This window comes from Actinacidiphila bryophytorum (assembly GCF_016916835.1).
GTDB lineage: Bacteria > Actinomycetota > Actinomycetes > Streptomycetales > Streptomycetaceae > Actinacidiphila > Actinacidiphila bryophytorum.
Genome location: NZ_JAFFIX010000004.1, coordinates 319,619 through 345,531 on the forward strand (window position 1 = coordinate 319,619; position 25,913 = coordinate 345,531).

The 25,913-nt window shown below is 67.9% G+C and carries 26 protein-coding genes, 1 tRNA gene and 1 pseudogene; 14 read left to right on the forward strand and 14 right to left on the reverse strand.

What is annotated here, in order from left to right:
* Nucleotides 1–68 precede the first annotated feature (68 nt).
* Complete coding sequence (locus tag JT723_RS08840) at nucleotides 69–947, forward strand: ATP-grasp domain-containing protein (protein ID WP_205043927.1); 879 nt, start codon at nucleotides 69–71, stop codon at nucleotides 945–947.
* Between the two features lie 105 nt (nucleotides 948–1,052).
* Here JT723_RS08840 and JT723_RS08845 read toward each other — a convergent pair whose 3' ends face one another.
* Nucleotides 1,053–1,502 (reverse strand): DUF2199 domain-containing protein, encoded by a 450-nt coding sequence (locus JT723_RS08845; protein ID WP_240165338.1) that lies wholly within the window; start codon nucleotides 1,500–1,502, stop codon nucleotides 1,053–1,055.
* A gap of 177 nt (nucleotides 1,503–1,679) precedes the next feature.
* On the opposite strand from JT723_RS08845, the gene JT723_RS08850 reads away from it, so the two are divergent.
* Together JT723_RS08850 and JT723_RS08855 are read left to right on the forward strand one after the other, a co-directional pair.
* The gene (locus JT723_RS08850; protein WP_205043929.1) at nucleotides 1,680–2,117 is read left to right on the forward strand and encodes a DUF4259 domain-containing protein; all 438 of its coding nucleotides are present in this window, start codon (nucleotides 1,680–1,682) and stop codon (nucleotides 2,115–2,117) included.
* A gap of 130 nt (nucleotides 2,118–2,247) precedes the next feature.
* Nucleotides 2,248–2,790: a DUF6368 family protein gene (locus JT723_RS08855; RefSeq protein WP_205043930.1), complete on the forward strand. Its 543-nt coding sequence runs from the start codon at nucleotides 2,248–2,250 to the stop codon at nucleotides 2,788–2,790.
* A 69-nt stretch (nucleotides 2,791–2,859) separates the two neighbouring features.
* On the opposite strand, the gene JT723_RS08860 is transcribed toward JT723_RS08855, so the two are convergent.
* Nucleotides 2,860–2,933, reverse strand: a tRNA-Ala gene (locus JT723_RS08860).
* A gap of 542 nt (nucleotides 2,934–3,475) precedes the next feature.
* On the opposite strand from JT723_RS08860, the gene JT723_RS08865 reads away from it, so the two are divergent.
* From JT723_RS08865 to JT723_RS08885, 5 genes are all read left to right on the forward strand, one after another.
* On the forward strand, nucleotides 3,476–3,664 hold the full coding sequence (locus JT723_RS08865) for a hypothetical protein (protein ID WP_205043931.1): 189 nt from the start codon (nucleotides 3,476–3,478) through the stop codon (nucleotides 3,662–3,664).
* 463 nt (nucleotides 3,665–4,127) lie between these two features.
* Nucleotides 4,128–5,057 (forward strand): hypothetical protein, encoded by a 930-nt coding sequence (locus JT723_RS08870; protein ID WP_205043932.1) that lies wholly within the window; start codon nucleotides 4,128–4,130, stop codon nucleotides 5,055–5,057.
* A 173-nt stretch (nucleotides 5,058–5,230) separates the two neighbouring features.
* On the forward strand, nucleotides 5,231–6,157 hold the full coding sequence (locus JT723_RS08875; protein WP_205043933.1) for a DUF2637 domain-containing protein: 927 nt from the start codon (nucleotides 5,231–5,233) through the stop codon (nucleotides 6,155–6,157).
* Nucleotides 6,158–6,556: 399 nt separating this feature from the next.
* Nucleotides 6,557–7,000, forward strand: coding sequence for a plasmid mobilization relaxosome protein MobC (gene mobC, locus JT723_RS08880; RefSeq protein WP_307863942.1), 444 nt, complete (start codon nucleotides 6,557–6,559; stop codon nucleotides 6,998–7,000).
* Nucleotides 7,001–8,698, forward strand: coding sequence for a relaxase/mobilization nuclease domain-containing protein (locus JT723_RS08885; RefSeq protein ID WP_205043935.1), 1,698 nt, complete (start codon nucleotides 7,001–7,003; stop codon nucleotides 8,696–8,698).
* 37 nt (nucleotides 8,699–8,735) lie between these two features.
* Here the strand turns inward: JT723_RS08885 and JT723_RS08890 are convergent.
* The 11 genes and pseudogenes from JT723_RS08890 to JT723_RS08940 all read right to left on the reverse strand — a co-directional run.
* Nucleotides 8,736–9,203: pseudogene (locus JT723_RS08890) on the reverse strand (helix-turn-helix domain-containing protein); the annotation flags it as partial.
* A 27-nt stretch (nucleotides 9,204–9,230) separates the two neighbouring features.
* Nucleotides 9,231–9,665: an NUDIX hydrolase gene (locus tag JT723_RS08895; RefSeq protein WP_205043936.1), complete on the reverse strand. Its 435-nt coding sequence runs from the start codon at nucleotides 9,663–9,665 to the stop codon at nucleotides 9,231–9,233.
* A 21-nt stretch (nucleotides 9,666–9,686) separates the two neighbouring features.
* Nucleotides 9,687–10,478 (reverse strand): STM4013/SEN3800 family hydrolase, encoded by a 792-nt coding sequence (locus tag JT723_RS08900; RefSeq protein WP_205043937.1) that lies wholly within the window; start codon nucleotides 10,476–10,478, stop codon nucleotides 9,687–9,689.
* A complete protein-coding gene (locus JT723_RS08905) occupies nucleotides 10,475–10,843 on the reverse strand; it encodes a hypothetical protein (protein ID WP_205043938.1) in 369 nt (122 codons plus the stop codon). The genes JT723_RS08900 and JT723_RS08905 overlap by 4 nt, the downstream gene beginning before the upstream one ends.
* A 129-nt stretch (nucleotides 10,844–10,972) precedes the next feature.
* Complete coding sequence (locus JT723_RS08910) at nucleotides 10,973–11,608, reverse strand: dTMP kinase (RefSeq protein ID WP_251513247.1); 636 nt, start codon at nucleotides 11,606–11,608, stop codon at nucleotides 10,973–10,975.
* On the reverse strand, nucleotides 11,605–12,630 hold the full coding sequence (locus JT723_RS08915; RefSeq protein WP_205043939.1) for a radical SAM protein: 1,026 nt from the start codon (nucleotides 12,628–12,630) through the stop codon (nucleotides 11,605–11,607). The genes JT723_RS08910 and JT723_RS08915 overlap by 4 nt, the downstream gene beginning before the upstream one ends.
* 14 nt (nucleotides 12,631–12,644) lie before the next feature.
* Nucleotides 12,645–12,932: a hypothetical protein gene (locus tag JT723_RS08920; RefSeq protein WP_205043940.1), complete on the reverse strand. Its 288-nt coding sequence runs from the start codon at nucleotides 12,930–12,932 to the stop codon at nucleotides 12,645–12,647.
* 113 nt (nucleotides 12,933–13,045) lie between these two features.
* The gene (locus JT723_RS08925; RefSeq protein ID WP_240165341.1) at nucleotides 13,046–13,501 is read right to left on the reverse strand and encodes an ATP-binding protein; all 456 of its coding nucleotides are present in this window, start codon (nucleotides 13,499–13,501) and stop codon (nucleotides 13,046–13,048) included.
* Nucleotides 13,502–13,644: 143 nt separating this feature from the next.
* Complete coding sequence (locus JT723_RS08930; protein WP_205043942.1) at nucleotides 13,645–14,493, reverse strand: helix-turn-helix domain-containing protein; 849 nt, start codon at nucleotides 14,491–14,493, stop codon at nucleotides 13,645–13,647.
* Nucleotides 14,494–14,514: 21 nt separating this feature from the next.
* A complete protein-coding gene (locus JT723_RS08935; protein ID WP_205043943.1) occupies nucleotides 14,515–15,039 on the reverse strand; it encodes a DUF6879 family protein in 525 nt (174 codons plus the stop codon).
* The gene (locus JT723_RS08940) at nucleotides 15,020–15,253 is read right to left on the reverse strand and encodes a hypothetical protein (protein ID WP_205043944.1); all 234 of its coding nucleotides are present in this window, start codon (nucleotides 15,251–15,253) and stop codon (nucleotides 15,020–15,022) included. Before JT723_RS08940 ends, JT723_RS08935 begins: the two co-directional genes overlap by 20 nt.
* A 212-nt stretch (nucleotides 15,254–15,465) precedes the next feature.
* Between JT723_RS08940 and JT723_RS08945 the strand changes: the two genes are divergently transcribed.
* Together JT723_RS08945 and JT723_RS36555 are read left to right on the forward strand one after the other, a co-directional pair.
* The gene (locus JT723_RS08945; RefSeq protein WP_205043945.1) at nucleotides 15,466–16,644 is read left to right on the forward strand and encodes a helix-turn-helix domain-containing protein; all 1,179 of its coding nucleotides are present in this window, start codon (nucleotides 15,466–15,468) and stop codon (nucleotides 16,642–16,644) included.
* Between the two features lie 180 nt (nucleotides 16,645–16,824).
* Nucleotides 16,825–17,885 (forward strand): IS630 family transposase gene (locus tag JT723_RS36555; RefSeq protein WP_443607969.1). Its coding sequence is split into 2 segments (ribosomal slippage): nucleotides 16,825–17,272 and nucleotides 17,272–17,885, totalling 1,062 coding nucleotides; the frame shifts between segments, so codons are not numbered across the junction.
* 6 nt (nucleotides 17,886–17,891) lie between these two features.
* Here JT723_RS36555 and JT723_RS08960 read toward each other — a convergent pair.
* Nucleotides 17,892–18,404, reverse strand: coding sequence for an SUKH-4 family immunity protein (locus JT723_RS08960; protein ID WP_251513243.1), 513 nt, complete (start codon nucleotides 18,402–18,404; stop codon nucleotides 17,892–17,894).
* 303 nt (nucleotides 18,405–18,707) lie between these two features.
* Between JT723_RS08960 and JT723_RS08965 the strand changes: the two genes are divergently transcribed.
* The 4 genes from JT723_RS08965 to JT723_RS08980 all read left to right on the forward strand — a co-directional run bounded on the left by JT723_RS08965 (nucleotide 18,708) and on the right by JT723_RS08980 (nucleotide 25,841).
* Entirely contained in the window at nucleotides 18,708–20,186 is a 1,479-nt protein-coding gene (locus JT723_RS08965) for an ATP-binding protein (RefSeq protein ID WP_205043947.1), read from the forward strand.
* Between the two features lie 69 nt (nucleotides 20,187–20,255).
* On the forward strand, nucleotides 20,256–23,030 hold the full coding sequence (locus JT723_RS08970) for a Z1 domain-containing protein (protein WP_205043948.1): 2,775 nt from the start codon (nucleotides 20,256–20,258) through the stop codon (nucleotides 23,028–23,030).
* Nucleotides 23,027–24,037: a PD-(D/E)XK motif protein gene (locus JT723_RS08975; RefSeq protein WP_205043949.1), complete on the forward strand. Its 1,011-nt coding sequence runs from the start codon at nucleotides 23,027–23,029 to the stop codon at nucleotides 24,035–24,037. Before JT723_RS08970 ends, JT723_RS08975 begins: the two co-directional genes overlap by 4 nt.
* Nucleotides 24,030–25,841: an AIPR family protein gene (locus JT723_RS08980; RefSeq protein WP_240165270.1), complete on the forward strand. Its 1,812-nt coding sequence runs from the start codon at nucleotides 24,030–24,032 to the stop codon at nucleotides 25,839–25,841. The genes JT723_RS08975 and JT723_RS08980 overlap by 8 nt, the downstream gene beginning before the upstream one ends.
* The last annotated feature ends 72 nt before the right edge of the window (nucleotides 25,842–25,913 follow it).

The window sequence follows — 25,913 nt, forward strand, 5'->3', positions numbered from 1 at the left end:
GCACGACCGACAAGCGGCAGCACGAAACCAGTGGTCCGAGGTTCTGAATGTTCCGTAGCGTGTGACGCATGCCGACGCCGGTCCTGTACTGCCGAGATCCGTTGAGTCCTCGACGTGTGGATGAGCACTTCGCGCGGGAAGCACAGGAGGTGCGCGCCCGTGGCGGGGCGGTCGGGTTGGTCGACCACGATGCGCTGCTTAAGGGTGATGCAGAGCAGGCTGTTGCCCACGTGCCCGCTGGGCTGGGGAGTGTTTGGTACCGGGGTTGGATGATTCCGGGCGATCGATACGTCGCGTTGGCTGAGGCGCTGAGCCGACGCGGGACCGCGTTGCTCGTGACTCCGGATCAATACCGGGCCGCTCACGAACTCCCGGGCTGGTACGAGATGTTCGTTGACATCACGCCTGCAAGCGTGTGGCGTCCCACCAGGCCCGGTGAGATCTTGGCCGCCGAAGACCTGGCCGATCTCGCCGAGCCGTTGCTGCCGGGCTCAGGAATCGTGAAGGACTACGTCAAATCCCGCAAGCACGAATGGGAGCAGGCGTGCTTCATTCCCGATCTCGCTGACTGGGCGGGGCTTACACGGGTAGTGCAGCGCTTCGTAGAACTGCAGGAGGAGTTCCTTGCTGGTGGAATCGTTCTGCGCAGCTTTGAGACGTTCTCGAAACTGGAGTCCGTTGCGGCTGAAGTGCGCGTGTGGTGGTTGGATAGCGAACCCAGACTGTTCACGCCTCACCCGGACAGCCCGTTCGAGCGTGGACTGGTGCCTGACCTTGACCACATCCGGCCCGGGGTACAGAGCCTGGGATGCCGGTTCGTCACAACCGACGTGGCGCTCCGCTCGGACGGGGTGTGGCGAGTCGTCGAAGTCGGTGACGGCCAGGTCAGTGATCTCCACCCGTCCAGCAATCGAGGCGAGTTTGCCGCTCTACTGGTAGGTCTATAGCGCTTGCGGAAGCGGCGCGTGCTGCGCGGTTGGTTGCCCGGAGGTGAGGGCCAACGGACGCTCAACGACCTCCGACAGATTCCGGGAGCTTGGTCGCCCCGGTGATCACCCCGGATGCAGCACCGCCGTGGCGATCTCTCGTACGCGGGCATGCGTGATGCCGTTGCGCTGCTCGACGGCGAGCGGGTGGTCGGTGGGCTCCAGTTCGATGAACGGGCGGGTGCCGACCGGTCGCGTGTGGGCGTTGGTCTTCAAATTGGTGGTGCTCTCGGGGTAGAGCGCGAGTTCGGTGCTGAGCCAGCCGAAGTACGGCTTCTCGGCTTCGCGGCCCTCGGCGTTCCATAGTTCAAGGGCGCGGGCGAAGTTGTCCTTGCTCAGGGAAACCCAGACGCCCCACGAGAAGACGTCCTCGCTGCCGATCACGGGTATCTCGATTAGGCCCCTGACGAAGAAGTGCCGGCCCCTGATCACGCACTGGTCGGACGACAGCATGCTGTCCGGGTCGTTCTCGAAGCCGGGCTCCCAGACGTCGGGAGCGATGGTCGAGTAGCCCATGGGGAGCTCTGCGTGGTGATCGCCGCAGTGTGAGCACGTGAAGCCGAGATCGTCAGACATGGCGGGAGCTTAGCGACCGCACACCACCCGGCGCCTGCCGTGTGCCGCTGGCACGACCCGGACTCGGCTGTCGGTGGTCGCTGCGAGAATTCCCGGAATGCTACGCGAGGAGATGACGTGGGCACCTGGGACATAGGCCCCTTCGACAACGACACCGCCGCCGACTTCGCCGGCGACCTGGACGAGGCAGCGCTGGAAGAGCGCGAGCCCATGATCCGCAGCGTCCTCAAGCGTGCTGCCGATGTCACGGATTTTCTGGAGACCCTTGACGCTGAGCGAGCCGTTGCCGCAGCAGCCTTGGTCGTCGCGCAGCAGCCGGGCGGCCGCCCCGCGTGTTCGAACTACGGTCCGTCGGAGCCGCTGCCAGAGCTTTCGGCTGACCTCCGGACGCTCGCTGTCGAAGCCCTGGACCAGGTGGTGGCTGAGTCGTCGGAAATCGCAGAGCTGTGGGACGACGTTGCGGAAGGGCGGAAGTGGCGCCGGGACATCACCCGCCTCCGTGACGTCCTCGACCCCCCGGTCCCGCTGCAGGAGGAGGTTCTCTTCGGGATCTGACCGGTGAAGCACACCCACGGACCGTGGGAGGCGAGCGACGCTCGGCTTCCGGCCTGGCCCGGGTTTTGAGAGGTATGCGCGCTGAGTAATCCATTGGGGATGGCGATCCCACCTGGCTACTCTCCGAGCCATGAGCGGACCCGTGTTGGTGATCGAATTGGCCGAGGCCCCCTCGCGCGCGGCAATCCTGCGAATCCACGAGTTCCTGGTCCGCTCGTCGGTGCGTTGCGAGGAGACGCGGCTCGGAGAGTACGACGTGCACATCAACGCTGAGAGCCTCGGTGTCACGGACACCTGGGGCGAAGACGGACGACGCCCCGTCCTGGTCTCTCTCGTTGGGCCCGGTGTCGGCGACGAGGCTGTCTTCGAGGCCGAGCATGCCGACGAGGTCGACCAGGAACCCCTTATCGGCTTCACCCCGACCCACGCCGTCGACATCGTCGCCTTCTGTAACAGCCCGGTCGACCACGTCGTGACGGCTCTGCTGACCGCCGCAGTCATGGACTTGATCGGTGGCGTCGCCAACGTCGAACTACGAGAGGACCAGGTACCCATCGTGGCCGGCCTTCCGGGCATCGTCGCGACGGTGACCGATCCATGGCTCGCCGCGTACGGCTCAGCCGACTTCCTCAGGGCTTGGGTACAGCAGCCTGGATTCCGCCTCCTGAAGTAGCCGGGAACGGGCGCTGCCTGGATCCCGGTGCGGTAATCGGAAAGGGGCCGACCCCACGCAGGAAGGGGATGGGGCTGACCGGATTCGAACCGGCGTCCTCCCACATGCGGTGAAGGCGCGACAGCCACTGCGCTACGAGCCCCATCCCTCTCCCGATCATACGAACGACGTGCCCTCCGACGCTTCGGAATTATCCGAGCGTGACGGCGGATCGCTTACGCCCAGTTCGCTGAGGCTGACCTGAGCTGCCGAACGGGAAACCAAGCCCGTCAGGGCAGCGCCATCGGCTTCTATCACGGTTTCGCGGCCCCACCCAGTCCAGGGTCGCGTGGCACTGTCAGCTCCGGTGCGCGAGTCGGACCTGGGGTTCGCGTGCTGAACGCCGCTGTCGTTGGCAAGCCAGGGAGCGTGAGATCGATGGGAGAGACGGTGGAGTCATGGAGAGGACCGACCTTGAACGCGGTGTGCCGGTCCGCTGTATAGCCCGGAAAGTACCGTCAGGCAAAACGCGTTTTCTGCGGATCATTGTTGTCATCCGCCGCACGGAGTTCGCCAGACCTCCGGCCGACGGCCGCCCGGCCCAGTGGTGTTGGAGCACCACCCGCCGGAGCGCATGACGACCGCCCGCCCACTCATCCCCACGGCACACGGCCTGCCAGCCTCGTGCCGCTCCGAGGACACACCCATGCCCGAACCCCAGCCGCGGCCTGCCGCGATCCAGCCCACTGCTTCCGACTGCCGTCCGGTTACGGACGAGGCCCGGGAGGCCGCGCTGCAACGCGTCTGCGCCGGCTTCGTCACGACGATCAGTCCGCGCAGCGCCGCCCGGCTCGCTGACCTGCTCTCCAGCGCGACCTACGTCCAGGCAGCCTGACCGGGTCTGGATACGGGAGCGGCCCTTGGTGTTGGAGCACCAAGGGCCGGGAGCACTCCCGGACGACCGCCCAAACGATCTACCCCGGTGCCGTTGGCCTGACAGCCGATGCGGTGCCGAGTGAGGAAGCACTGTGTACCAGCCTACGTTCCGATCGACGCGTGCCGCGCCTTCGCGGTCTCCTTGCGCCGAGCGGCCGACGCTCACGGGGCTTCCCATCGATGCCCGCCGTGATCGCGCCGCTGAGCCCGCCCGTCGACTGGTCCTTTCCGGCGCCTGCATCCGGTGTGAGCGGGAGTTGGACCCGGCCGATCACCACCGTCTGATGCGTGATCAATTGCTTTCGCGTACAGGTCGATTGGGCCTGCTTTGCGTGGTACGTTCTGTCATCGAAGAACTCAATAAGGTGACCCCGGCAGCGCGGGAACGCTCCGGGGTCCGGCACAAGGAGCGGTAACTCCTCATGCAGATTCATCGTAGCCGTCACACGCGCGGCTTCACCGTCCTGCCCAACATGCTGCTACAAGACCGGCGGCTGTCCTACACCGCCCGCGGCCTACTCGCCGACCTGCTCTCCCGTCCCGACGGCTGGTCGGAGGACGGCAGGCGGATGGCCGACACCAGCCCGCAGGGCCGCCTCGCCGTCGCGAAGGCGCTGCGGGAGCTGACCGCCCTCGGCTACTACCGGGTCGATCGGGTCCGGCGCGGCGACGGGACGTTCGTCAGCGAGGCCCACGTCTACGACAGCCCGCACGCTGCTCCGGGTCTCACCCGTCCGGGATCCGGTGTGGCGGCAGCCGATGACCGTGACATCAAACCCGTAAAGGACCGTGGGAAAGAACCCACCCTCCCCGTCCAGCGGTCGAACGCCGCGGTGGCGGGCGGTGACGGCACCGGCTTCGGGGAGGTCGGGCGGGCGAAGCCCCCGGCAACGGATCCCGCGTCGGACAGCCCCACCGGTGAGGCGGTCGCCACGCTGTTCCGGGTGCTCCGGCCCGAACCGCGCCTGCGGCTCGGCGCGGTTGAGGCCCTCGCCCTGGCACCCCTGGTGAGCGCCTGGCTGGAGCGGGGGTACGGGCACCGTGACCTGTCCGAAGCACTCCTCGGCGGGCTGCCCGCCCAGGTCCACAGCGCTGCGGCGATCCTCCGCGACCGCCTCACCCGCAAGCTACCCCCGGCACCTGAGCCGGTCGTCCCGGCCAAGCCGCGCTGGTCGGGGGAGTGCGCCACATGCGCCCGCCCGATCCCACATGAGGGGATCTGCCGCGCCTGCGCGGGCCTGGTCTCCCAGCCCGACGAGATCGTCGAACGGGCGAGCGTTGCAGCCCGTGGCAGGGCCAGGGTCCGCGCCGCCCTGCAGGCCGACGCGGGTCGGCTCCCGGCCAGAGCCTGACCCCACCACGCAGCGCCGTACGCCCGCCTGAGGGCCACGGTCCTGCGTCGGCGACTGCCGTCGCCGCCCCCTCCCATCCGCGCTGACACGCCCCCGTGTGCCCTGCCCGCCGCGCGCTTCTCCGGCATGCCTGGAGCACCCATGTGTCGGCCCAGCCCCTGACTGGAGTTTCCATGCGCGCCACCGCACGTCCGCGCCCCGCCCTGCAAGCCCCGCTCCACCGCGAGCCCACCTCCGGCCGTCGCGGGTCCTGGTGGGATCCGCTCGCGCTGATCCTTCTCGGCCTGGCCGGCGGAGCCCTGTCGTACGACTCCCTGCGGCAGATGGCCGTCGCCGTCCACATCCGCCCGCACCTGGCCTACCTCTTCCCACTGGTCATCGACGGATTCATCGCCTACGGCGTCCGCGCCCTCCTCGTCCTGCGCGACGCGCCCTGGCCCGCACGCGCCTACGCCTGGACCCTCTTCGGCACCGCCACCACCGCCAGCCTGTGGGCCAACGCCCTGCACGCCGTCCGCCTCAACCAGCCCGGCGTCCACACTCTCCTGCTGGGCGACCACACGGTCGCCGTCCTGTCGGCGATAGCTCCCCTGGCCCTGGCCGGAGCCACCCACATGCACATCCTCATCGGCCGCCACAGCGGCAGCCGCACCATCGCCGCCGGAACTCCGACCATGATTCCGGCGGCCTCGGCCGTGATTCCGGCCGAAGGGCGAACAGCGGCTCCGAGGGACGAGCCTGCCGTCGGGGCCGACACAGCGGCCGGAACCGTCCCCGCGACAGCCCTGGAGCCGGAAGGCATCACCGGCCACAACGACGCAGCGGCTCGGGCAGACGGTGAAAGCCCCGGCCAGAGGGCGAAAGGCACTTTCGGCCGGCGTTCGCAGACGGGGCGCAGGGGGCGCAAGGCCGAGGCGTCGATCGAGCAGCTCGCCGACATCATCCGCCGCGCCCACCCGGATTCCGGCCAGGTCACCCGCGCCATGGCCCGCGAGGCCATCGAAGCCCAGGGAATCAGCGCAGGCAACGAGCGCATAGCCGAAGCCCTCAAGTCCCTCCAGCCCGGCGACGAAGCCCGCGCCCACCCCAGTACCGACTGAAGCCGCCGTGTGGGGTGGCCCCGCCCGGCCATCCCACACGGTCCGCCACGCACCCCGCCCAAGACGGCGCCATCCCGGACCCGCGCCGTATGCCCACGACCCGACTCGCCCAGCAGCCAGTCCCCTCTGCCCCGCAGCACTCGACAGACGCCGGAGAATCCCATGCCCCGCCACTACGACGCCGACGATCACCCAGGCGAGGAGAGCAACCCGCCCAGTACGCCGGCCTGCAACGGAGACGCCTACCCCCAGCCTCACGGGGGAGCAAGGTATGGCGCTGGACCGTCCAATGGCCGGTCCCACGCAGATCCCTCCGCCCCGGGAGTGGCGGATGAACTCCGGCGCCAGGGGGCACCGGAGGGAGAAGCCGCTGCCACACCCGCCGATCCGCCGAGCCTGATGCGTGCAGCTGCTGAAGCGGCCGTTCGCCGTACGGCACGCCGTCGCCGCCGCGACGGCACCCAGCGCACGTTCCGAGTCGACGTCCGCTACAGCCAGACCGAGCATCACGCCATCAAGGCCAAGGCGAAGGCCATGGAGATCGCCGGCGCCCACTTGGTCGGCGCGGTCGTCATGGCCTTCGTGGAGGGCACTCAGCCGCTGCCCGGCCAGCGCACCGCCACCGACGACCTCATCGACGAACTCGTCGCCCTGCGCGCCCAGGTCGCCAAGATCGGCGGCAACGTCAACCAGATCGCCCACCGCCTCAATTCCGGCGGCCAGCCCTATCAGGCCGACACCGCGGTCCTGGCACAGGCCGAACGCACCGTGCACGGCGTCCGTGAAGCCATCGCCGCTATCGAGACGGCCGCGCACCAAGCGGCCGACCGGAAGGCGGCCTGATTGATCGCGAAGATCACCCGAGGCAAGGCCATCCGCCGCCTGCTCGGCTACCTCTACGACACGGTGAAGGCCAAGGACCACACCGACCCGCACCTGGTCGCCTCCTGGGACGGCTTCGCCCCCGACCCCGGCCGCGAACAGGACCCGAAAGCGGCCATGAAGCTGCTGACCCAGGCGCTCGAACTACGCCTCAACCAGGCGCGGGGCAAAGGACAGGATGTTCCTGAGCAGCCGGTGTGGCAGTGCTCGGTCCGCGCCGCCCCCGAAGACCCCGTGCTCACCGACGACCAGTGGGCCGACATCGCCCGCCGCGTCGTTGCCGCAACCGGCATCGCCCCGGATGGCGATCCGGACGGCTGCCGCTGGGTGGCCGTCCGCCACGCCGACGACCACATCCACATCGCCGCCACCACCATTCGGGGCGACCTGTGTACCGCCCGCCATTGGAACGACTACCTCCGCGCCGACAAGGAACTCGAAGCCGTCGAGAACGACTACAACCTGCGCATCGTCGTACGCGGCGATCGCACCGCAGCCAAACGCCCCACCCGCGCCGAAACCGAAAAAGCCCACCGCACCGGCCGCCGGCGCACCCCGCGCGAGCAACTCCGCACCACCATCCGCACCATCGTCGCCGTCTCCACCAGCCCAGAGGAGTTCTTCCACCTCCTGCCCAGCAGCGGCATGAAGGTCGAAGTGCTGCGCTTCCCGTCCGGCGACATCCGCGGCTACAAAGTCGCCCTCGACGGCGACACCAACGCCGAAGGCCAGCCCATCTGGTTCTCCGGCTCCACTCTCGCCCCCGACCTGTCCTACCCCCAGATCCGCGCCCGCCTCACCGCAACCGAACCCCCAGCGACCGGCCCTCGTCGGCCCAACCCCTGGCACCAGGCCACCGCCGCCACCGAACGCATCCCCCACCACCTCGCCGGCACCGACGACGCAGCTGCCCAAGCCCACATCACCGCGTTCGCCGAAGCCCTCGACGCACTCCCCTTCTGTGCCCCCACGGAGCTGCGACCCCAGCTCCGTCAGGCAGCCCTCGACTTCGAACGCGCCAGCCGCTCCCGCATCCAAGCCGACCACCACCACGCCCGAGCCCTCCGAGGCGCCATCCACACCATCGCCCGCCAACCCACAGGCGGCGACGGAGCTGCCATCGCCATGTTCCTCGACGCCGCCATCCTCGCCGCCATGGCAATTCAGCGCTGGCACGCCGCCCGCCACCACAACCAGCAAGTCGAAGCCACCCGCCACACTCTCGCCGACCTCCAAGCCGCCTACAACCAGGCCGCAGCCGCCCCCCTGGCCGAGCTAACCCAGCGCCGCCCACCCCGACCGGCCACCGAACGGCACGCCCAACGCATACGCCAGACGATCCCCACCCACGCCAACCAGATCCTCAACGACCCCACCTGGCCAGCCCTCGCCACCACCCTCACCGACGCCGAAACCGCCGGCCATGACCCCACCCACCTCCTCCGCCAAGCAGCCGATCAACGAGCCCTTGACGACGCCCGCTCCCCCGCCCAGGTCCTCACCTGGCGCCTCCAGCGCCTCACTCAACGCCCAGCGCCGAGCCTTCTGGCCCGGGCGGCGATGGCCCGAAGCGACGCCCCTGCGCGTCGGAGTCAGCCCGTGGCGACCGCGGATCCATCTCAGGCGTACCCTCCGCCGTCGCATTCCCGTCGCCGTTGATGGGCGCTGCTTCCCACCGTTTGCGTTCCAACAGCACGACCGGGCAGTTCAGCGCGTCGGCGATCCTGGCCAGGTTGAGCGGCGTGGCGCTGCGCCACCCGGACTCGATCTCGCCCAGGAGCTGCTCGGAGATACCTACCGTCCGGGCCAGCGCCCGCTTCGTCAGGCCCGTCTTTTCCCGCGCCCACGTCACTGCCTGCGGCTCATGGTGGAGGCTCCGTGGCCGTTGCCGTCTTCGGCCGGGCTTGCCCGACTCGGCTGAAGCAGGCAGCTTGTCGGCGTGGCCGGCCGTGACTTCGGCACGACCGCGCGAGGCAGTCACCGGCTCCTGTCCGGCCTGCCGCTCCAGCGCGTCCGCCTTCGCTCGCAAAGTCGCTGCCAACGCCTCCACGTCCTTTGGTCCTGCCCCGGCGCCCAACGGCTTATGTCGCGGAGTGCAGCACGCAACTGTTCCAGAGGGAAGGCGGCTTCGGTCATGGCGGCTCGCTCTCGCCAGTCTCGCCATCACCCTTCGATCGGCGCGTTCCCCTGCTCAGCTGTGCGTGGCCCTGTCCGCCAGGAAGAGGGCCAGCGGGCCGGCGGGGAGCAGGAACCGACCGTGCGTTGCCGCATGGAGGGCGTCGGGCATGGGCCACCAGGTGAGTTTGAAGTCCTGTTCGGTGGGCGTGAGCTGTTGCGGTCCGCAGGTGAGGTCGCGGGCTTCGTAGAGGTAGACGCGGGCGGGTGAGGAGACGGTGAGGGCGTACGAGCCGAGTGGTCGCCATGTTGTGGCGGTGATTCCTGACTCCTCGCGCAGCTCGCGCCGCGCGCATTCCTCGGGCGTCTCGCCGGCTTCCCTCCGGCCGCCGGGAATGAAGAGGTAGTCGCCCTGGTGGGCGGGGAAGTGGGCGCTGAGGAGAGCTACGAGGCCGTCGTGGTCCCGGGCTACGACGACGGCCGCGTCGCGGACGGCTTGGGCATCGTTCATACCGGCCGAGGTTAGTGGGCATCAGCGCACCATCGCGGCGTACGGCACGTTCATGACGACCGGGTGGGCGATGCCGCGGCCGTGGTAGCCGTCCTCGCCGTAGGCGTCGCCGTGGTCGGCGCACAGGATGATCAGCCAGCGCTTCTTCGCAGTGAGGGTGGTGATCAGGCGGGCGAGGTGGGTGTCGGCGTAGGCGAGGGCCGCCTGCTGGGAGGCGGCGGTGTCGCGGCTGTCGCCGAGGTAGTGGCTGTGGGGGACGTGGGTGGCCGAGACGTTGACGAACAGGTAGACGGGGCGGCCGTCGTGGTGTTCGGCGACCTCCAAGGCGTGGTCGACCTGGCGGCGGGTGGAGTCGGGTTCGGGTGAGCAGAACTCGGGGCGCCAGTGGTCCTCGTCGAACAGGTCGGGCAGGACCGAGCCGAGCGGGGTCTCACGGGAGAAGTACGTGACGCCGCCGACGCAGATGCTGCGGTAGCCGTGCTGGCCGAGGCCGGCCAGGAGGTTGGGGGCGTCGAAGACGAAGGTCTGCGGCGGGACGGCCTTGAACGCGGGCGGCCGGCACTCCCACAGCCGCGGCGGCTGCTCGGGCTGGGGCAGCTTGGGCAGGAAGCCGGAGAAGAAGGCGATGTGCGCGGGGAGGGTGAAGGTGCCGGGGGTCTGGCGGCGTTCCCAGCCTCCCTCGGGGAGGAGGGAGGCGAGGTGCGGGGTCAGGCCGTTGTCGTAGGCGGTGCGGGCGGTGTCGTAGCGCAGAGAGTCCAGAGTGACGAACAGGATGCTGGTCTGCGTGCGGATGATCTCGGCTGCGTCGATCATTCAGCCACCTCCGCAGCGGTGGGGGCGAGGTGCTCGATGGTTCCGCGGGCGCTGTCGCTGACGGGGATCGGTACGCGGTCTTCGGCGATCATCCGGCGGATGGCGGCGAGTCCGGTGTCTTCCTGGAGCATCAGGCCGTCGGCGTCGTAGAGCCGGATCCGGACGACGTGCGTACCGTCCTGATCAGTGGTTGCGGCCACATAGGCACCAGCGAGCGGCCGCCGGCTCAGGACGTAGGCGAGGAATGCGTCCTCAGCGATGCCGTCGATGGCGGTGACGCGGCAGGCGTGGTGGTGGGCGTTGACGGCCCCGCGGCACAGGCGGCGGAAGAACTCGGCCGTGACCGGCCCGCCATCGCTCCCCACGGCCAACTGCTCGGTCGCCGTGAGGGCGACGAAGCTGGCCCCGAGCCACCATGCAACGCCCTCGTGAATCTCGCCGGGAAGCGGCCGACCGCACCGCCGTCCCTGATCACGGCGTCGGAGTCGATGGGGTTAAGCACCCTGGGCCTCCAGGTCGGCGATGATCCAGTCGGCCAGGTCGTCCGGGGACTTGCCGTCAGTGTCGAGAGCGACGGCTGTGGAGCCAGCGGCTTGGACGGTCCGGAAGTTGGCCAGCAGGCGGGCGAGTCGGCCGGGGATGACGAACAGATCGAGGTCGTCCTGCTTGGCGTCGCGCTTGACCGCGAGGCGTTCCCGCATGGCCGCTTCGGAGCAGCTCAGGTAGAAGGTGCGGGTCGGCGTCTCCAGGTAAGGCCGGAAGGGTTCGAGAAGGTCGGCGACCTCCTCGACGGCGACCCCGTGAACGGCCGCGTGGCAGGCCACCACCGACGAGGCGTAACGGTCGGCGACGACAGGCCCGACCGCCCTCGCGAGCCGGATCGAGTCGGCGGCGTGCAGCAGCCCGGACAGGTAGAAGGCGAACTGCGGCAGCGCGCGCAAGCGTTCGTTGATCAGTGCCGACCACCCGGCATGGGGCGTCGGGAGGGTGTGCAGCGATGTCGCGCCAAGCCGCTCGGCCAAGGCCCAGGCGAGCGTGGACTTTCCTATGCCGGAGACGCCTTCGAGGACGATGAACGGGTGCTGCGGCCCGTCGAGATACAGCGGCCGGTACGGAGGAGGCAGGCTCACAGCGTCCCCTCCGTGAAAGCCGCGACGTGCCCGGCAACCGTCCGGGCCAGCCGGGCGGGGTCGGCGATCAGGTCCTTCACGTCGGCACGAAGGTCGTTGCGGAGCAGGCAGGGCTGTATGCCGCCGCCGTGGTCGACCCGCAGCGCCCAGAAGCCCTCGACGCAGCGGGACCGCACGGGGCAGGTGCCGCACTGTCCGACATGGTGGCGGCCGAGGTCGCGGTGGATGACGTCGATCTCGATGCCGTCGATACGGAAGACCCTGCGGCCCTGACCGACCCCGGCGACCTCGATGTGCTCGTCGCTGGTGAGGGTGCGAAGGTGCGCGATGATCTCGTCAGCCGGCACCGCGGAGTTGGCGCGTCCCTCGTTGAAGTCGGTGCCGACCAGTTCGATGAACTGCACGGGGAGCCGCCGCTCCAGCGCGAAGTCAAGGATCTGCCGGACCTCGTGGGCGTTCTCCCGCTGCAACAGGGTGTTCAGCTCGACCCGCTCGAATATCTCGCGGGCGACCTCGATGCCGTCCAGCACCGTGCCGATCCCGATACGCGTCCCGGCGATAGCCCGCAGCGAAGCGTCCGAGAAGTAGTGCAGGGACACCTTCACCTTGTCCAGGTGCGTCCTGGCCAGCCACGAGCGGTGGGTACGGATCCTGGTGCCGTTGGTGATCAGCGTGTAGGAGGCGTCCGGGCCGGGCTCGGTCAGGCCTTCCAGGACCGGGCGGGCGATCGGCGAGGTCAGCGGCTCGCCGCCGGTGAAGTACACGCGCTTCAGGCCGGCGTTCATCAGGGAGCCGATGACAGCGAGGTACGCGTCGGCGTCGAGCTGCTGCGGACGCGGCCGCTGGGCGGGATCCTGCCGGGTCAGCGGTGGCGGCACGTCACCCTCGTTGTGGCAGAACCAGCACGCGATGTTGCAGTGCGGGGTGAAGGAGACGCGGAGCTGGCCGCGCAGGGCGGCGAAGTTGTGCAGCGCGGTCCAGTCGACACCGGACGCCGGTAAGGAGACGGGGGGAGCGGCCATTGACGGGCTTCCTCTCAGGGGTTCGGGAATCGGGGCTGGTGGACGGGCAGGTTGCACGGGTCGGCGACGTCGTAGGTGTGGCTTCCGGGGTGGTGTGCGAAGGAGCAGCAGGCCTCATCGGCCCGTCGAGCAGGGCAGTCGGATCGCACCGACAGCTCGGCCGGGTCCTGCCCGTCGCTCCACGCCGTCCACAGGGACCGGTCCTTCGAGTCGGCAAGCTCACGCACGAGCGCCTGGTGGTCGCCGGCGACGTGCGCTTGGAGGACGCAGCGCAATTTCAACTCGACGTCGCCCGGGTCCATGCCTTCAGCCTGGGTACGGGCGGCGTCCAGGAGAACTGCGGGCAGATCTGCCAGAGCCCCGCAGACGGGAAGCAAGGCTGGCACGAACGCATGCATGGACGGCTCGCCAACGTTCACGAGTCACCCCGCCCACCGCGCAGGCGCCCCTGCAGCACACTCGTATCACCATCGATCTCGAACCACACACACTTGCCGGAGGGCCTCGAAACCACTCCCCATCGGGAGGTCAGCACCTGCACGAGCAGGAGCCCTCTGCCTCCCTCGTCGGCGTCCGAAGGCGCCAGGAGAGTGGGCCTCTTGCTGCCGGAATCGTGGCACTCTGCCCGGAGTTTGGCCCGGTCGACAAGGATGTTCAGGTGAAAGGTGCCCTCATGCTGGGTGCCGTGCCGGACCGCGTTGGTGGCGAGTTCGGTCACGCAGAGCACGACGTCGTCGACCGCGAGGTCCAGGCCGGCGAGGGCATCCCGCGTGAAGGCCCGGACCTCGCTCACGGACTCCGGTCGGGACGCGAAGTCCCTGGCCGCGCTCGCGCCGACGGTCGCTTTCGTACTGTGCTGCGGTGCCTTCAGCCCTGTGCCTGTTATGGGCGACGCCATAGGTTCCCTCCGAGTGCTGGAACCCGCGACAGGGCCGCGAGCGATCCGGTGGACACCAACGACGCTAGGAAAATCAGCAGTTGGGGGTCCACGCGGTTGCACGCGGTTGCACGATTTCAGCCGAGGGTGTCGAGGGCGCGCGTGATGCGGCTGCGGGCCGCGGTTCCGCGCAGGGCGTGCTGGGAGAGCTGGTGGAAGGCGCGCAAGTAGGTCCGGATCTCGCCCGGACTGCTCACGTTGATCTCGGCCGTGAGGGTCTCGACGGCCACCAGGCCTTCGTCGAAGGCGTAGAACGCCTCCAGCGGCCACACCGTCCGTCGTGCCTCGAACGGGATGATGCCGAGGGAGACATTAGGCCTGGCCATGAGCGAGAGCAGCGCTCGGAGCTGGTTGGCCATGGCCTCGTCGTCGCAGACCCGGTAGTAGAGCACCGCTTCTTCGAGCAGCAGCGCGAAGCCGTGATCGCCTTCGAAGACGACACGGGAGCGGGCAAGTCGCGCCTCCACCGCGCGCTCGACATCATCGGGTGTGCCCTGGAAAGTCGTGATGGAGCGCAGCAACCCCGTGGCGTACCCGGCGGTCTGGAGCATGCCGGGCACCACGTTGGAGGCGTAGACGCGGAAGGTGCGGGTCCGCTGGTACAGCGGTGTGGTCTTCGCGTGGACCTGCCGTAGGCCGTCGCGGTGGAGCTGGCGCCACTCGACGTACATCGAATCGGCGGTCCGCGACGCCGCGATGAGATCGGCGGCCAACTCGGGGACGCCGCACGCGTTGCACCAGGCGCGGATGTCGTCGTCCGAGGGCGGCGTGATGCCGCGGGCGATACGAGACGACTTCGACTTGTGCCAACCGCAGCGATCAGCCAGCTCCAGGCCCGTCAGGCCAGCATCGAGCATCGTCTGCTTCAGGCGCTCGGCGATCTTGGCGCGGGCCGCCCGAGCCGAGGAGAGAGGTGACGTGCCCATGAGCCGACTGATCGTCCGTGGTCAGACGCTGTACTTCTCGTGCGAGATCGCGCGGTCCCACACCTCGTCGAAGGCTTTGACGCAGCCGGCGACCGCCGCCGGCTCCTCGGTCTGGTCGGTGCGGATCCAGCGGCCGGCCTCGTCGAAGACGTTGAACTGGACGAGGCGGCCGTCGAAGAGCCAGAAGTCGTGCTCCGGGAGGGCGATTCCCGCCGCGCTGCTCCTGGGCAGCCAGCGCACTTCCTCGCCTGCGGCGACGTTGGTGAAGGTGAACGAGTGCTCGTAGCGGATGTACTCGCTGGGGGGCTCCGTGACCACGCGGGCGCGCTGGACCTGCACGCCCTTCGAGGTCACCTCCTGCACGAGGTCGAGCCAGGGGCGCCACCACGACGCGCGGTCGGCGGGGTCGAGACGGTGACCCCGCTTCCACGCTTCGAAGCCCGCCGTCTCGTTCCCCATGTCGTAGGCGTCGCGCAGCTCCAGGTGAACCGCTGACCGCTCGACGGCACGGAGCAGGTCGGCGAAGCTACTCAAGCTCTGCGACATCAAGCGCCTCCCTGAGAAGCGGGATCATCCGCTTCGGTACTCGCACGATCCCCTCGTAGGAGGGCATCGCGACATCCCGGTTGCAGGTCGCCTCCGTCTGGCGGTCGGCCTTGACTCCCTGGAACAGCAGATCCTTGGCGTCCTCGTCCACCCAGACGGCCGGGGAGCCGTGGTCCCTCGACTCCGGGTCCTTCCCGACGAACCGTAGTGCCATGCTGACCTCCGATGTCGAGCCAGTTGCAGTCGGTTGCAGAGGACGTGCCGAGGACCGGCCGGTGTGGCGGCCCTGGGCGTCACCCCGCAACACTCCTTCACCTGACGTCACAAGCCTTGGACAATCAGTGAACTCCTGTCGCGCCAAGATCAGTTCGCACAAGGCGCGCACAACCCGGCCGCGAGCGGCCCTGCCCTGTAACAGTGGGGGTCATGGACAGAACACCGGCCGCCGGGGAGAACATCGCGGTACTGCGCAAGGCCCGCGGGATGGGCCAGGCGAAACTGGCCCGCCTGTCCGGCATCTCCGTCTCCTACCTGAGCAAGATCGAGACCGGCGACCGCCCGGCAACGCCTCCCGTGGTGGCCGCCATCGCCAAGCCCCTACGCGTCTCCACCGCTCGGATCTACGGGCAGCCCTTCCTCGGCCTCTCCGAGCAGGCCGACCTGCTCAACGACCTACGTGACGCCGTCCGCCGCCACACCCTTCCCAGGGAGGACACGCCCGCTCCCGTGGCGCTGGCCGAGCGGCTGCAGCTCGCAGCTCGGCTCCGATCCGAGACGCGATACCTCGAACTCCTCCGGGAGCTGCCGACCCTTCTCGGCCAGGCGACCGCGACGGCGCTCGACGCCGGCGGAGACTCTCCGGCCTGGGGACAACTCGCCGACCTCTACGGTTGCGCCTACAGCGTCACGCACCGTTTCGTTCAGCCCGACCTGGCCGACATCATCGTCGCCCGCCAGCAGTGGGCCGCCCAGCGAACCTGGAACCCGGCCGCGGAAGCAACCGCGGCCTGGAACGAGGCGGGCACGTACCAGAGCGCCGGCGCGTACGGCGACGGCATGGCGATCGTCGAGCGCGCGATCAGCCAGTACGAGAGCGCCCGCACCGAAGGCCCGGAGTCCGTCGTCATCCTCGGATCGCTCCACCTACGAGGCGTCGTCCTCGCCTCCCGCAACCGCGACCGCCACGCCACCGAGACCCACCTGCGCCACGCGAAGGGCCTGGCCGCCCAGCTCGACGGCGACGTGCTGATGCACAACCTGACCTTCGGGGAGGGCAACACGGCCCTCTACGAGCTGGCTGCGCATGTCGAACTGGACCAGCCCAACAAGGCGGTGACCATGTCGACGCCCCTGATCGACCAGCCGCCCTCCGGCCTCAAGCCCAACCGCCTCGGCCGCCTCTACATCGATGTCGCCCGCGCCCGCCTGGCCCTGAAGGACGCAGCCGGAGCCGAGGAGGCACTGAAGGCCGCCTTCAAGGTGTCCCCGCAGATGGCACAGATCCACCCGATGAGCCGCGAGGTCCTCCGCGTCCTCTTCATCCTCCACCAACGCGCCCGCCCCGACCTGGTGGCGATGGCGGAACGAGCGGGCCTCACCATGTGAAGGACATGCATGTTCTTCTGCTCACGCATGACGCCTGGGCGACGCGCGCGCGAGTTCGCTGGCCGACGCAGTGCGACGATCGCTGGCTTAATGAGAGCCACTGCTGGGTACTGAACTTGATTGGGTGATGTCGGTCCCGTTCGCCTGACAGCCGGCGTTCGGCGCCGGTAGCCGTGGGGTGTGAGGTACGCGCAGGGCGGCGGGCTGACCGACGCCGAGAGAACCACGCGGGAGCGGTTGCGACTCCAGGCCGTGGAGCGTTTCGAGGCTGGGCAGAAGAACACCGAGATTGCCGCTGGCCTGCGGGTCAGTGTGCGGTCCGTCGAGCGGTGGCGCCGGGCCTGGCGGGAGGGCGGCGAGGCGGGAGTCCTGTCGAAGGGGTCGCCGGGAAGACCTCGGCTCAGTGAAGCCCAGATCACCCGGCTGGAGCGTGAGTTGGAGCGTGGTCCGCTGGCCCACGGTTGGGCGGACCATCGGTGGACCCTGGCGCGGATCAAGACGCTGATCGGCCGGCTGTTCCATGTCTGCTACACGGTCGAGGGCTCCTGGCGGCTGCTGAAGCGGCACGGCTGGAGTTGGCAGCAGCCCACTCGGCGGGCGATCGAGCGCGACGACGAGGCGGTCGAGGTCTGGAAGAGGGAGACCTGGCCGCGGGTAAGAGCACCGCGGCGGAGCGCGGGGCCTGGATCGTCTTCGAGGACGAAGCCGGGCAGTCAATGACTCCGCCGCGAGCAAGGACCTGGGGCCGGATCGGCCACACCCCGATCGTGAGGATGAGAGGCCGGGGCTCCGGACGGGTGTCGATGGCAGGCATGACCTGCTACAAGCCCGGCGAGCGGTCCCGGCTGATCTACGCGATCCGCGAGTACCGCGGACGCAAGGACGAACCGAAGGGCTTCGTTTGGCGCGATTTCCGCGACCTCATCGTCCGCGCCCGCATCCAGCTCGGCGGCCCGATCGTGCTCGTCTGGGACAACCTCCGCCTGCACCTCACGGCCGGCATGCGGGCGTTCATCGACGCGAACGCCGAGTGGCTCACGGTGTTCCAGCTGCCAACCTACGCCCCGGACCTCAACCCGCAGGAGGGCGTCTGGTCGCTGGTCAAACGCGAGATCGGCAATCTCGCCGCCGTGGACCTCGGCCAGGTCACCCGATCCGTGAAGCGGCGGCTCAAGAGGATCCAGTACCGCCCGGAACTCGTCGACGGCTGCCTCGCGACCACCGGCCTGACCTTGGACTGAGGTGACTCAGTCCTCCTCCCAGTTCGCGTAGTCGCCCATCGCCACGTCGTCGCACAGGGTCTCCCACAACCCGCTGTGAGCGGGTGCACTGTCATCGAGGGTGTCGAGGAGCTGGCGAAGCTCGTCCGCCACCTCCTCGAATCTGTCCTCTTCACCCTCTTCGTAGAACGGGAAGCGGTCGATGACGGCCGCGACGCACCGGTGGAAGGTTTCGAGGTTCCTGTTCACATGCCGGGCGGTCGCAGACCCGATCTTGGGGATGTGCACGACGCGACGCGAAGCCACATCGACGCCGAGCCGACCGAACAGGCCGCTGGACCCAAAAATGACCACCGCGCTCTCGCCGATCCCGTCCAGCAACGTCGCTTCGGTCAGCGGTTGGTACTCATAGCCGATCAGCCCCGCCGGGACGCCCCTATCTCGCAGATCGGCGGCGATCTCGGCGGGTACCTGGGGTGCGCAGCCGATCTGGACCACAACGTACTTGGGCAACCGCAACGGCGGGAGGTCTCGAATCACGCGAACATCATCCCTGTGCTCCGCCTTCGCCGGAAGGACGCGGGCGGGGCCCTCGGTCATCCGGCGGCGAGCCCCGACATCACTCAATCAAGTTCAGTAGCGCTGGCTGGAATCCGGAGAAGCCCGGGTCATTCGCCCCACACCTCGATTACCATCGCCTCTGGGCGAGAGTTGCCAGGTGCATGAACTGGCGGCGTGGAGGGGGCATCTCCAAAACTTCGCGGTGTTCTTCGGATCATGTGGATCACGAGTCAGCCGCAAAGCGGGAGAGCCCGTATCAGGGGAAGCAGGCTGCAAGCACCCATGACGTACGATATCGCCGCCCCTGAGCCGGCGGGAATGGTGGCTTCGCTGAGATCCCTGGGGTACTCACTGCCGGCGGCGGTGGCGGACCTAGTGGACAACAGCATCTCGGTAGAAGCACGGAACATCGACGTCGAGTTCACCTGGGCGGGACGGGACTCATGGATCGCGGTGGTCGATGACGGCTGGGGCATGGCTGCTGAGGAGCTCGTCACGGCGATGACCGTGGCGGCTCGGGGGCACACGAGCCCGCGCTCCTCCACGGATCTGGGCCGCTTCGGAGTCGGTCTGAAGTCGGCGTCGTTCTCGCAGTCGAGGCAGCTCACCGTGGCCAGCGCCAAGGTCGGTGGTGAATGGTACACACGCACCTGGGACCTTGACATCGTCGAAGAGAGCGGCGAGTGGCGGCTCCTCCACGGAGCCGACGACGCCACGACAGCCGTACTGGACAGGATCCGGACTGCCGCCGGCCACGGCACGATTGTTCTGTGGCGACGGCTCAATGGCTATTTTGGTCGTGACGTTAGCCAGGACGACGAGCGTACCCAGAAGCTGTTCTACTCCGAGGCGGCCCGCACGGAGTCGCACCTCGGAATGGTTTTCGCACGCTTCCTCACCGGAAGCCGACGCCGGCACATGCGAGTGTCCGGGACCCCGGTGGAACCCTGGGATCCGTTCATGGGAAACCACCCCTCGGTTCAGCGGCTCCCCATGGAGGAACTGCTTCTGGGTGGCGGCTCTGTACGAGTCGAGGCGTTCATCCTCCCCAGCGCCCAACGACTCACGCCGGAGGAGTACGGCAGGGCCGCAGGACCGCAGGGATGGCTCGACCAACAGGGCTTCTACGTGTACCGCCGGAACCGCTTGATCCTGGCTGGCGACTGGCTGGGGCAGAGAGGTATGCGCCGCGAGGAGAAGTTCAACCTTGCCCGCATCGCCGTCGACATCCCGGTGGAGACGGACGCCGAGTGGGGCGTTGACGTGAGGAAGTCGAGCGTCGTCCCGCCCGTAGGCCTGCGCCCGCACCTCCACCGCATCGCGCGGCAGGCCCGGGCGAAGGCGGCGGACGTATTGCGGCACCGCGGACATGTCGCTGCGCGTACCCACGGTGATCCCCTCTCCTACGCGTGGAACGTGCGCCGACCGGACGGCAAGGTCACCTGCAGGATCAACCGCAGTCACCCACTGGTCCAGGCTGCTCTGAGACCCGGCGGCAACAGCACTGCAGACGTACGGGCGTTGATCCGACTCTTGGAGGAGACTGTGCCTGTAGCTGCCCTTCGCGTGATGCACGAGACGGACACCAGCGATGACCCGGAGCCATTCGGTGGACCCGGGCCCGCCGACGAGGCGGCGACCGAGGTCGCACAGCGGATCTACGAGTCGCTCGTCTCGGGGGGCCGCTCACCCGCTGCCGCGCGCGAGAGGTTGAGGACCATGCCTCCCTTCGACCAACTACAGGGCTTCTGGAGCGGATGAGCCCCGAGCTGTTGTCGGTGCTCGCCCCTATCCTGCTCGATACCGTCGACGTCCCGCTGGAGGTTCCACGTGAGCGCCGTTCCTGACGACCCCATGGCCAAGGCCCAGCGCCTGGTTCTCGGGTTTCTGCCACAGGACCGTCAGCCGACGACAGAGGAGGTACAGAACGCGGTCAACGCCATCTTCGGAATGCTTGCCGCACAGGGAGAATCCCTGGACCGGGACCAGTTGGCCAAGGAGATCGAGGCCATGACCGCCGTGTTCCAGGAGCGGTCGTCTGGCCTCACGGACCCCAAAGGCCACGACCCGTGGCTGCCGGAGGCGAAGAACGATCGTGACTGGGACTTCTGGGAGCGGTACCGGCGCTACCTCGAGGACGTGGTGGGCCTTCCACCGTGGGTCGTGAGGCGGCTGGACCAGAGCTCCGACGAGGTGTTGGGCCAGCTGGAGGATCCACGCCGCCCGGGTTCCTGGAGCCGCAAGGGGCTCGTGATCGGCCAGGTGCAGTCAGGCAAGACCGGTCAGTACATCGGGCTCGCCGCAAAGGCGGTGGACGCCGGCTACCGGCTCATCGTGGTGCTCGCCGGCATCCACGACGACCTCCGCAGCCAGACACAGCTACGGGTCGACGAGGGACTCCTGGGTTTCGACACCCAGCACTACAGGCGGTCCAACGAGGTCGGCAAGTCCCGACTCATCGGCGCGGGCCGGATGCCGGGCGCGAAAAAGCTCGACATCGCCTCGCCGACGAACAGCACCGCGAAGGGGGATTTCGGCAAGAAGACGGCTTCCCACACCAACTTCCCTCTCGGGAGTTTCCCCGTCGTGCTCGTCGTCAAGAAGCACTGGAAGCTTCTCGAGTACGTGCGTAACTGGGTGACCGATGTTCACGGGACCGAGGATGAGAACGGCAAGAAGGTCGTGAAGGATCTTCCTCTGCTCGTCGTCGACGACGAGGCGGACAACGCCTCGATCGATACGACCAAGGACGACGACGCGGACCCGACGAAGACCAACGCCGCGATACGTGACCTCGTCAACGCATTCGACCAGTCCGCGTACGTTGGATACACGGCGACACCGTTCGCCAACATCTACATCAACCCGGAGGCGAACAACGAGAAGGTCGGGGAGGATCTCTTTCCGGCAAGCTTCATCCGCAGCCTTCCTTCGCCCTCCAACTACCTCGGTCCCGAGCGGGTCTTCGGCCTCCAAGTCGATGACGATGACGAGGAGGACACGCCGCCTCTGCCTTTGGTGCGTCACGTGAAGGACGCCGAGATCTGGCTTCCCGCCAAGCACAAGTCGGGCCACGTTCCCGGCGCCGAGCTGCCTGCCTCCCTACGCGAGGCGATCTCCTCGTTCGTGCTCGCCTGCGCGGCTCGCCGGGCCAGGGGACAGACGAAGGTGCACAACTCGATGCTGGTGCATGTCACCCGTTTCACCTCGGTGCAGGGGCTGGTGCGCGACCAGGTCGACGACCATCTGCGGCTCCTCGTCGACACGCTCCGGGACCGGTACGGGAAGGGCCCCACGCTCCGCGAGGAACTCCAGGGTCTCTGGGAGCGGGAATTCGTCCCCACCACGGAGCAATTCCCGACCGACGAGGCCGAGCGCCTCACGTGGGATCAGGTGTCGGCGCAACTCCTGGATGCCATTCGGAAGATCCAGGTCAAAGCGGTGAACGGCACGTCCAAGGACGCGCTTGATTACTACTTGAGCCGCAAGGATGGTCTCTCCGTGATCGCTGTCGGAGGGCAGAAACTCTCCCGCGGCCTCACTTTGGAAGGCCTGACGGTCAGCTACTACCTGCGCTGGTCGAAGTCATACGACGCGCTCCTCCAGATGGGGCGGTGGTTCGGGTACCGGCCAAAGCACGAGGACCTGTGCCGTCTGTACACGACCCCCGAGCTTCAGGTCGCCTACGTGGAGGTCACGGCCGCCACCGACGAACTTCGGCGGGAGGTTGAGGAGATGGCCACGCTCGGCCTCGAACCGACGGCGTTCGGACTGAAGGTGCGGTCCTCGTCACTGGGCCTGACGGTGACGGCGCCCAACAAGATGCGCAAGGGCAAGAAAATCCTCCTAAGCTACTCCGGCGAAGGGCCGGAGACAGTGATCTTCAAGCTCGCCGATCGGACAGTCGCTCACAACTTCGGGCTCCTTGAGGGGTTGGTCCGACGACTCGACAGCGGCGAGGGTCTCAAGGCGGCGCCCAAGGGCGGCAACGTGCAGTGGGAGGGTGTCTCACCTGGACTGGTTTCCGAGTTTCTCTCTGACTACGAGACCGACCCCATGGCGCAGCGCGTCCGGCCGCGGCTCATCGCCAAGTACATCGACCAGTGCGCGAAGGTGGGAGAACTGGTCGACTGGACAGTTGTTCTGGTCAGCAGCACAACGTCGCAGTGGCCGCAGGAGATCGCCGGACACACCGTTGGTGTTGTGAAGCGAGCCGCGCTCAAGGACGACTTCGAGAGCGAGGGCAGGTACACGATCCGCCGGATCATCAGCCCCCAGGACGAGCTGATCGGTCTCGACCCGATCGAGGAGGAGAGGGCACGTGAAGCCGCGCGAAAGGCTGCGGAGGACGCGGAGAAGGCGGTGCCCCCGCAGAACCCATCGGGCACGTACATCCGGAGGCAGCGCCGCCCCGAACAGGGCCTGCTACTGATCTACCCCGTCATGCCCGTCAACAGGGACGGCGTCGGGGTGTCGGCCACTCCTCTCGTGGGCTTCCAGGTGAGCCTCCCTCACTCGGAGCACCAGTCCAAGACCGAGTACGTCGCCAATACCGTCTGGCTTCAAGACGACATCTACTCGATCGTCGAGGAGGACGAGGCGTGACCGTCACGGAGGACGCGTGGCACGAACTGGAGAGCCCCCAGGATGCACCGGGGCGTTCCAGTCTCCGTCTGTACCCGGAGTCCCCGCTCGACACGTTCCTTTCCGTCTCCCACCCAGGCCGACAGCGCATGCTGGTCCTCCGAGCGGACGCCCGCTCCGCAGACCCGATCGTGCGCTCGGTGGGCCGTCTTCCCAAGGCAGCCGGGATCGAGATGAACCTCAGTGCGGTGTCCCGGGTCGAGTACGAACTCCAGGTGATCCTGACTGCGAACGAGCTCCGCGACGTCTTCAACCCGCTCGTCGCCGACGTCGCCGAGACCGCCAAGGCCGCTCCGGCTGCTGCAGAGGCCCTGGCAGCCGCGGTCGACAGGTTCGGGAGGTGGCAGGACCTCCTGCGTGCAGTAAGCAAAGACGGGCTGAGCGCCGAGGCCCGTCGTGGACTCTACGGCGAACTCCTGGTCCTGGGCGACGTCCTCCTGACCTCGGTGGCCCAGTCCGAGACGGTCGAGGCATGGACCGGCCCCACAGGGGCCAACCAGGATTTCCAGCTGACCGAGGTGGCAATCGAGGCCAAGGCCAGCGTCGCGAAGCGCCCCAGGAGCATCCGGATCGCCAGCGAGCGACAGCTGGATGGAACCGGGACGCCTGCTCTGCTTCTCGCCCTGGCACAGCTCGACGAACGGCGCGGTGGATCGGGAGAGAGCCTGAACACGAGGGTGGAGGACATACGACGGCAGCTATCGAACCCCACCGCGCGTGTACGGTTCGACGGTCTGCTCATCCAGGCCGGCTACCTCCCCGGACACCACGACCTCTACGAAGAACCCCGGTACACCGTCCGTGACCTGCGGTTCTGGCATGTACGAGAAGGCTTCCCCAGACTGGTCGAATCGGACCTGCCCGAGGGAGTCGGCGACTGCACATACAACGTGAGCACCGCGGGCCTGGACGTCTACCGAGCCACGGCCGACGAGGTGAGGGAACTGATCGGGGTGCCCCATGGCTGAGCTCGACTTGGCCGAGTTCTCGCGGAGCCTTGTCGCCGACGTCCAGGCGACAGCTGACGCTGAGGGGACGACCACCCCGGAGGCCTTCACCCGTCGGGTCTTCGAGGACCTGGAGCAGGCCGGCGTTGTGTCCAACACCTTCACCGCCTACCACAAGATGCACGGCCACGAGGTACACGGCTACGGCATCGGTGAGTCGGGCGGGTCCCTGGACTTGTTCGTGACCGACTTCCAGCTGGCACCGCTGGAGACCAAGCTGACGAAAGCGCAGATCGAGACGTCTTTCAGAAGGCTTCTGGCGTTCGCCCAGCGTTGCCGCGACGGGCTGCGGCAGCACATCGACGAGTCCTTCGACGTGTACGACATGTGTGCGGCGGTCGAGAAGGCCCTCACCGAGGCGCAGCGGATCAGGCTCTTCCTGCTCAGCAACCGGGTGAGCACCTCGAACGAGTTCCCGGTCTCGCACTTTGACGGTCTGCCGGTGACCCACGAGGTCTGGGACTTGGCGCGTCTGCACCGTCACGCGACGTCGGGTGCCCTCGGCGAGCCCATCATGGTGCCCTTCAACCCCCCACTTCCCTGTGTCTCCGCCCTGAGTTCGGAAGAGGACCACTCCGTGGTCCTGGCGGTCATACCCGGAGAGCTGCTCGCCGAGTTGTATGCGGAGTACGGCACCCGGCTCCTTGAGCTAAACGTCCGTTCTTTCCTCCAGACCCGCGGAGCGGTCAACCGGGGTATCCGTGAGACCCTGCTGATCGCACCAGGCAGATTCCTGGCCTACAACAACGGGATCACCGCGACCGCGTCGATGGTCGAGTTCGTGAGGGGCCCGGACGGCGAGCCGACCCACATCTCCGGAGTACACGGACTCCAGATAGTCAACGGCGGTCAGACGACAGCCTCGCTTCACTATGCCCGGAGCCGAGACAAGGCCGATCTGTCCCACGTCCGGGTCCAGATGAAGCTCACGGAGGTGGCGCCCCAGCGCCTCGCGGAGATCGTTCCGAAAATCTCGGAGTACTCCAACACGCAGAACCGAGTGACTCAGGTCGACTTCAGCTCCAATCACGACTACCACGTGGACATGCAGCGCATCACCCGCTCCCTGTGGGCTCCCGCGACGGACGGCAGCGGCCAGGAGACCCACTGGTTTTACGAGCGGGCGCGCGGCCAGTACACGGACGAGCTGGCGAAGGCCCGCACCCCCGCCAGGCAACGGCAGTTCAAGAAGCTGAACCCCACGAAGCAGAAGTTCACGAAGGCGGACCTCGCCAAGTTCGTCCACTCCTGGAGCCAACTGCCATACCACGTGAGCCGCGGAGCACAGAAGAACTTCGTCGAGTTCATGGTCAATCTCGACGAGGCGCCGCCCCGCGTCGACGTCCAGTACTGCCAGCGGGTGATCGCCATGGCCATCCTCTTCAAGGCAGTGGACCGGATCGCTGCAATCCATGGAGCCGGCAGCCACAAGAGCATGATCACCACCTACACCGTGGCTCGCCTGTCCCTGGCGACCGACCGGAAGATCGATCTCGACCAGATCTGGCGCGAGCAGGGCGTCTCACCAGTGCTGGAGGCCGCGATCCATGATCTCTGCCCTCGCGTCATGCGAGCGGTGACCATGCCGCTTGAGGGGAACCACGTAGGCGAGTGGGCCAAGAAGTCGGCCTGCTGGGACGTTGTGTCAAGGGTGCCCTGGACGATTCCTCGCGCTCTGGTGTCGGAGTTGTCGGACTGTTCGCTGGACGAGGCGGCACTCGTCGGCGGCGACGGTGATCACGGGGGGGGGCGGCCGAGGCGGTAGCACTGATCCTCTCCGACGAGTGGTTCGCGATCGAGCGATGGGCCAAGGAGACCCGTAGCCTCGAACCCTGGC

What these genes read in the sequence shown, in the direction of transcription:
- JT723_RS08840 (WP_205043927.1), top strand. Translation starts at nt 69, where the DNA reads ATGCCGACGCCGGTCCTGTACTGCCGAGATCCGTTGAGTCCTCGACGT.
- JT723_RS08845 (WP_240165338.1), bottom strand. Translation starts at nt 1,502, where the DNA reads ATGGGCTACTCGACCATCGCTCCCGACGTCTGGGAGCCCGGCTTCGAG.
- JT723_RS08855 (WP_205043930.1), top strand. Translation starts at nt 2,248, where the DNA reads ATGAGCGGACCCGTGTTGGTGATCGAATTGGCCGAGGCCCCCTCGCGC.
- JT723_RS08865 (WP_205043931.1), top strand. Translation starts at nt 3,476, where the DNA reads ATGCCCGAACCCCAGCCGCGGCCTGCCGCGATCCAGCCCACTGCTTCC.
- JT723_RS08870 (WP_205043932.1), top strand. Translation starts at nt 4,128, where the DNA reads ATGCAGATTCATCGTAGCCGTCACACGCGCGGCTTCACCGTCCTGCCC.
- JT723_RS08875 (WP_205043933.1), top strand. Translation starts at nt 5,231, where the DNA reads ATGCGCGCCACCGCACGTCCGCGCCCCGCCCTGCAAGCCCCGCTCCAC.
- mobC (WP_307863942.1), top strand. Translation starts at nt 6,557, where the DNA reads ATGCGTGCAGCTGCTGAAGCGGCCGTTCGCCGTACGGCACGCCGTCGC.
- JT723_RS08895 (WP_205043936.1), bottom strand. Translation starts at nt 9,665, where the DNA reads ATGAACGATGCCCAAGCCGTCCGCGACGCGGCCGTCGTCGTAGCCCGG.
- JT723_RS08900 (WP_205043937.1), bottom strand. Translation starts at nt 10,478, where the DNA reads ATGATCGACGCAGCCGAGATCATCCGCACGCAGACCAGCATCCTGTTC.
- JT723_RS08915 (WP_205043939.1), bottom strand. Translation starts at nt 12,630, where the DNA reads ATGGCCGCTCCCCCCGTCTCCTTACCGGCGTCCGGTGTCGACTGGACC.
- JT723_RS08920 (WP_205043940.1), bottom strand. Translation starts at nt 12,932, where the DNA reads ATGGACCCGGGCGACGTCGAGTTGAAATTGCGCTGCGTCCTCCAAGCG.
- JT723_RS08930 (WP_205043942.1), bottom strand. Translation starts at nt 14,493, where the DNA reads ATGGGCACGTCACCTCTCTCCTCGGCTCGGGCGGCCCGCGCCAAGATC.
- JT723_RS08935 (WP_205043943.1), bottom strand. Translation starts at nt 15,039, where the DNA reads ATGTCGCAGAGCTTGAGTAGCTTCGCCGACCTGCTCCGTGCCGTCGAG.
- JT723_RS08940 (WP_205043944.1), bottom strand. Translation starts at nt 15,253, where the DNA reads ATGGCACTACGGTTCGTCGGGAAGGACCCGGAGTCGAGGGACCACGGC.
- JT723_RS08945 (WP_205043945.1), top strand. Translation starts at nt 15,466, where the DNA reads ATGGACAGAACACCGGCCGCCGGGGAGAACATCGCGGTACTGCGCAAG.
- JT723_RS08965 (WP_205043947.1), top strand. Translation starts at nt 18,708, where the DNA reads ATGACGTACGATATCGCCGCCCCTGAGCCGGCGGGAATGGTGGCTTCG.
- JT723_RS08980 (WP_240165270.1), top strand. Translation starts at nt 24,030, where the DNA reads ATGGCTGAGCTCGACTTGGCCGAGTTCTCGCGGAGCCTTGTCGCCGAC.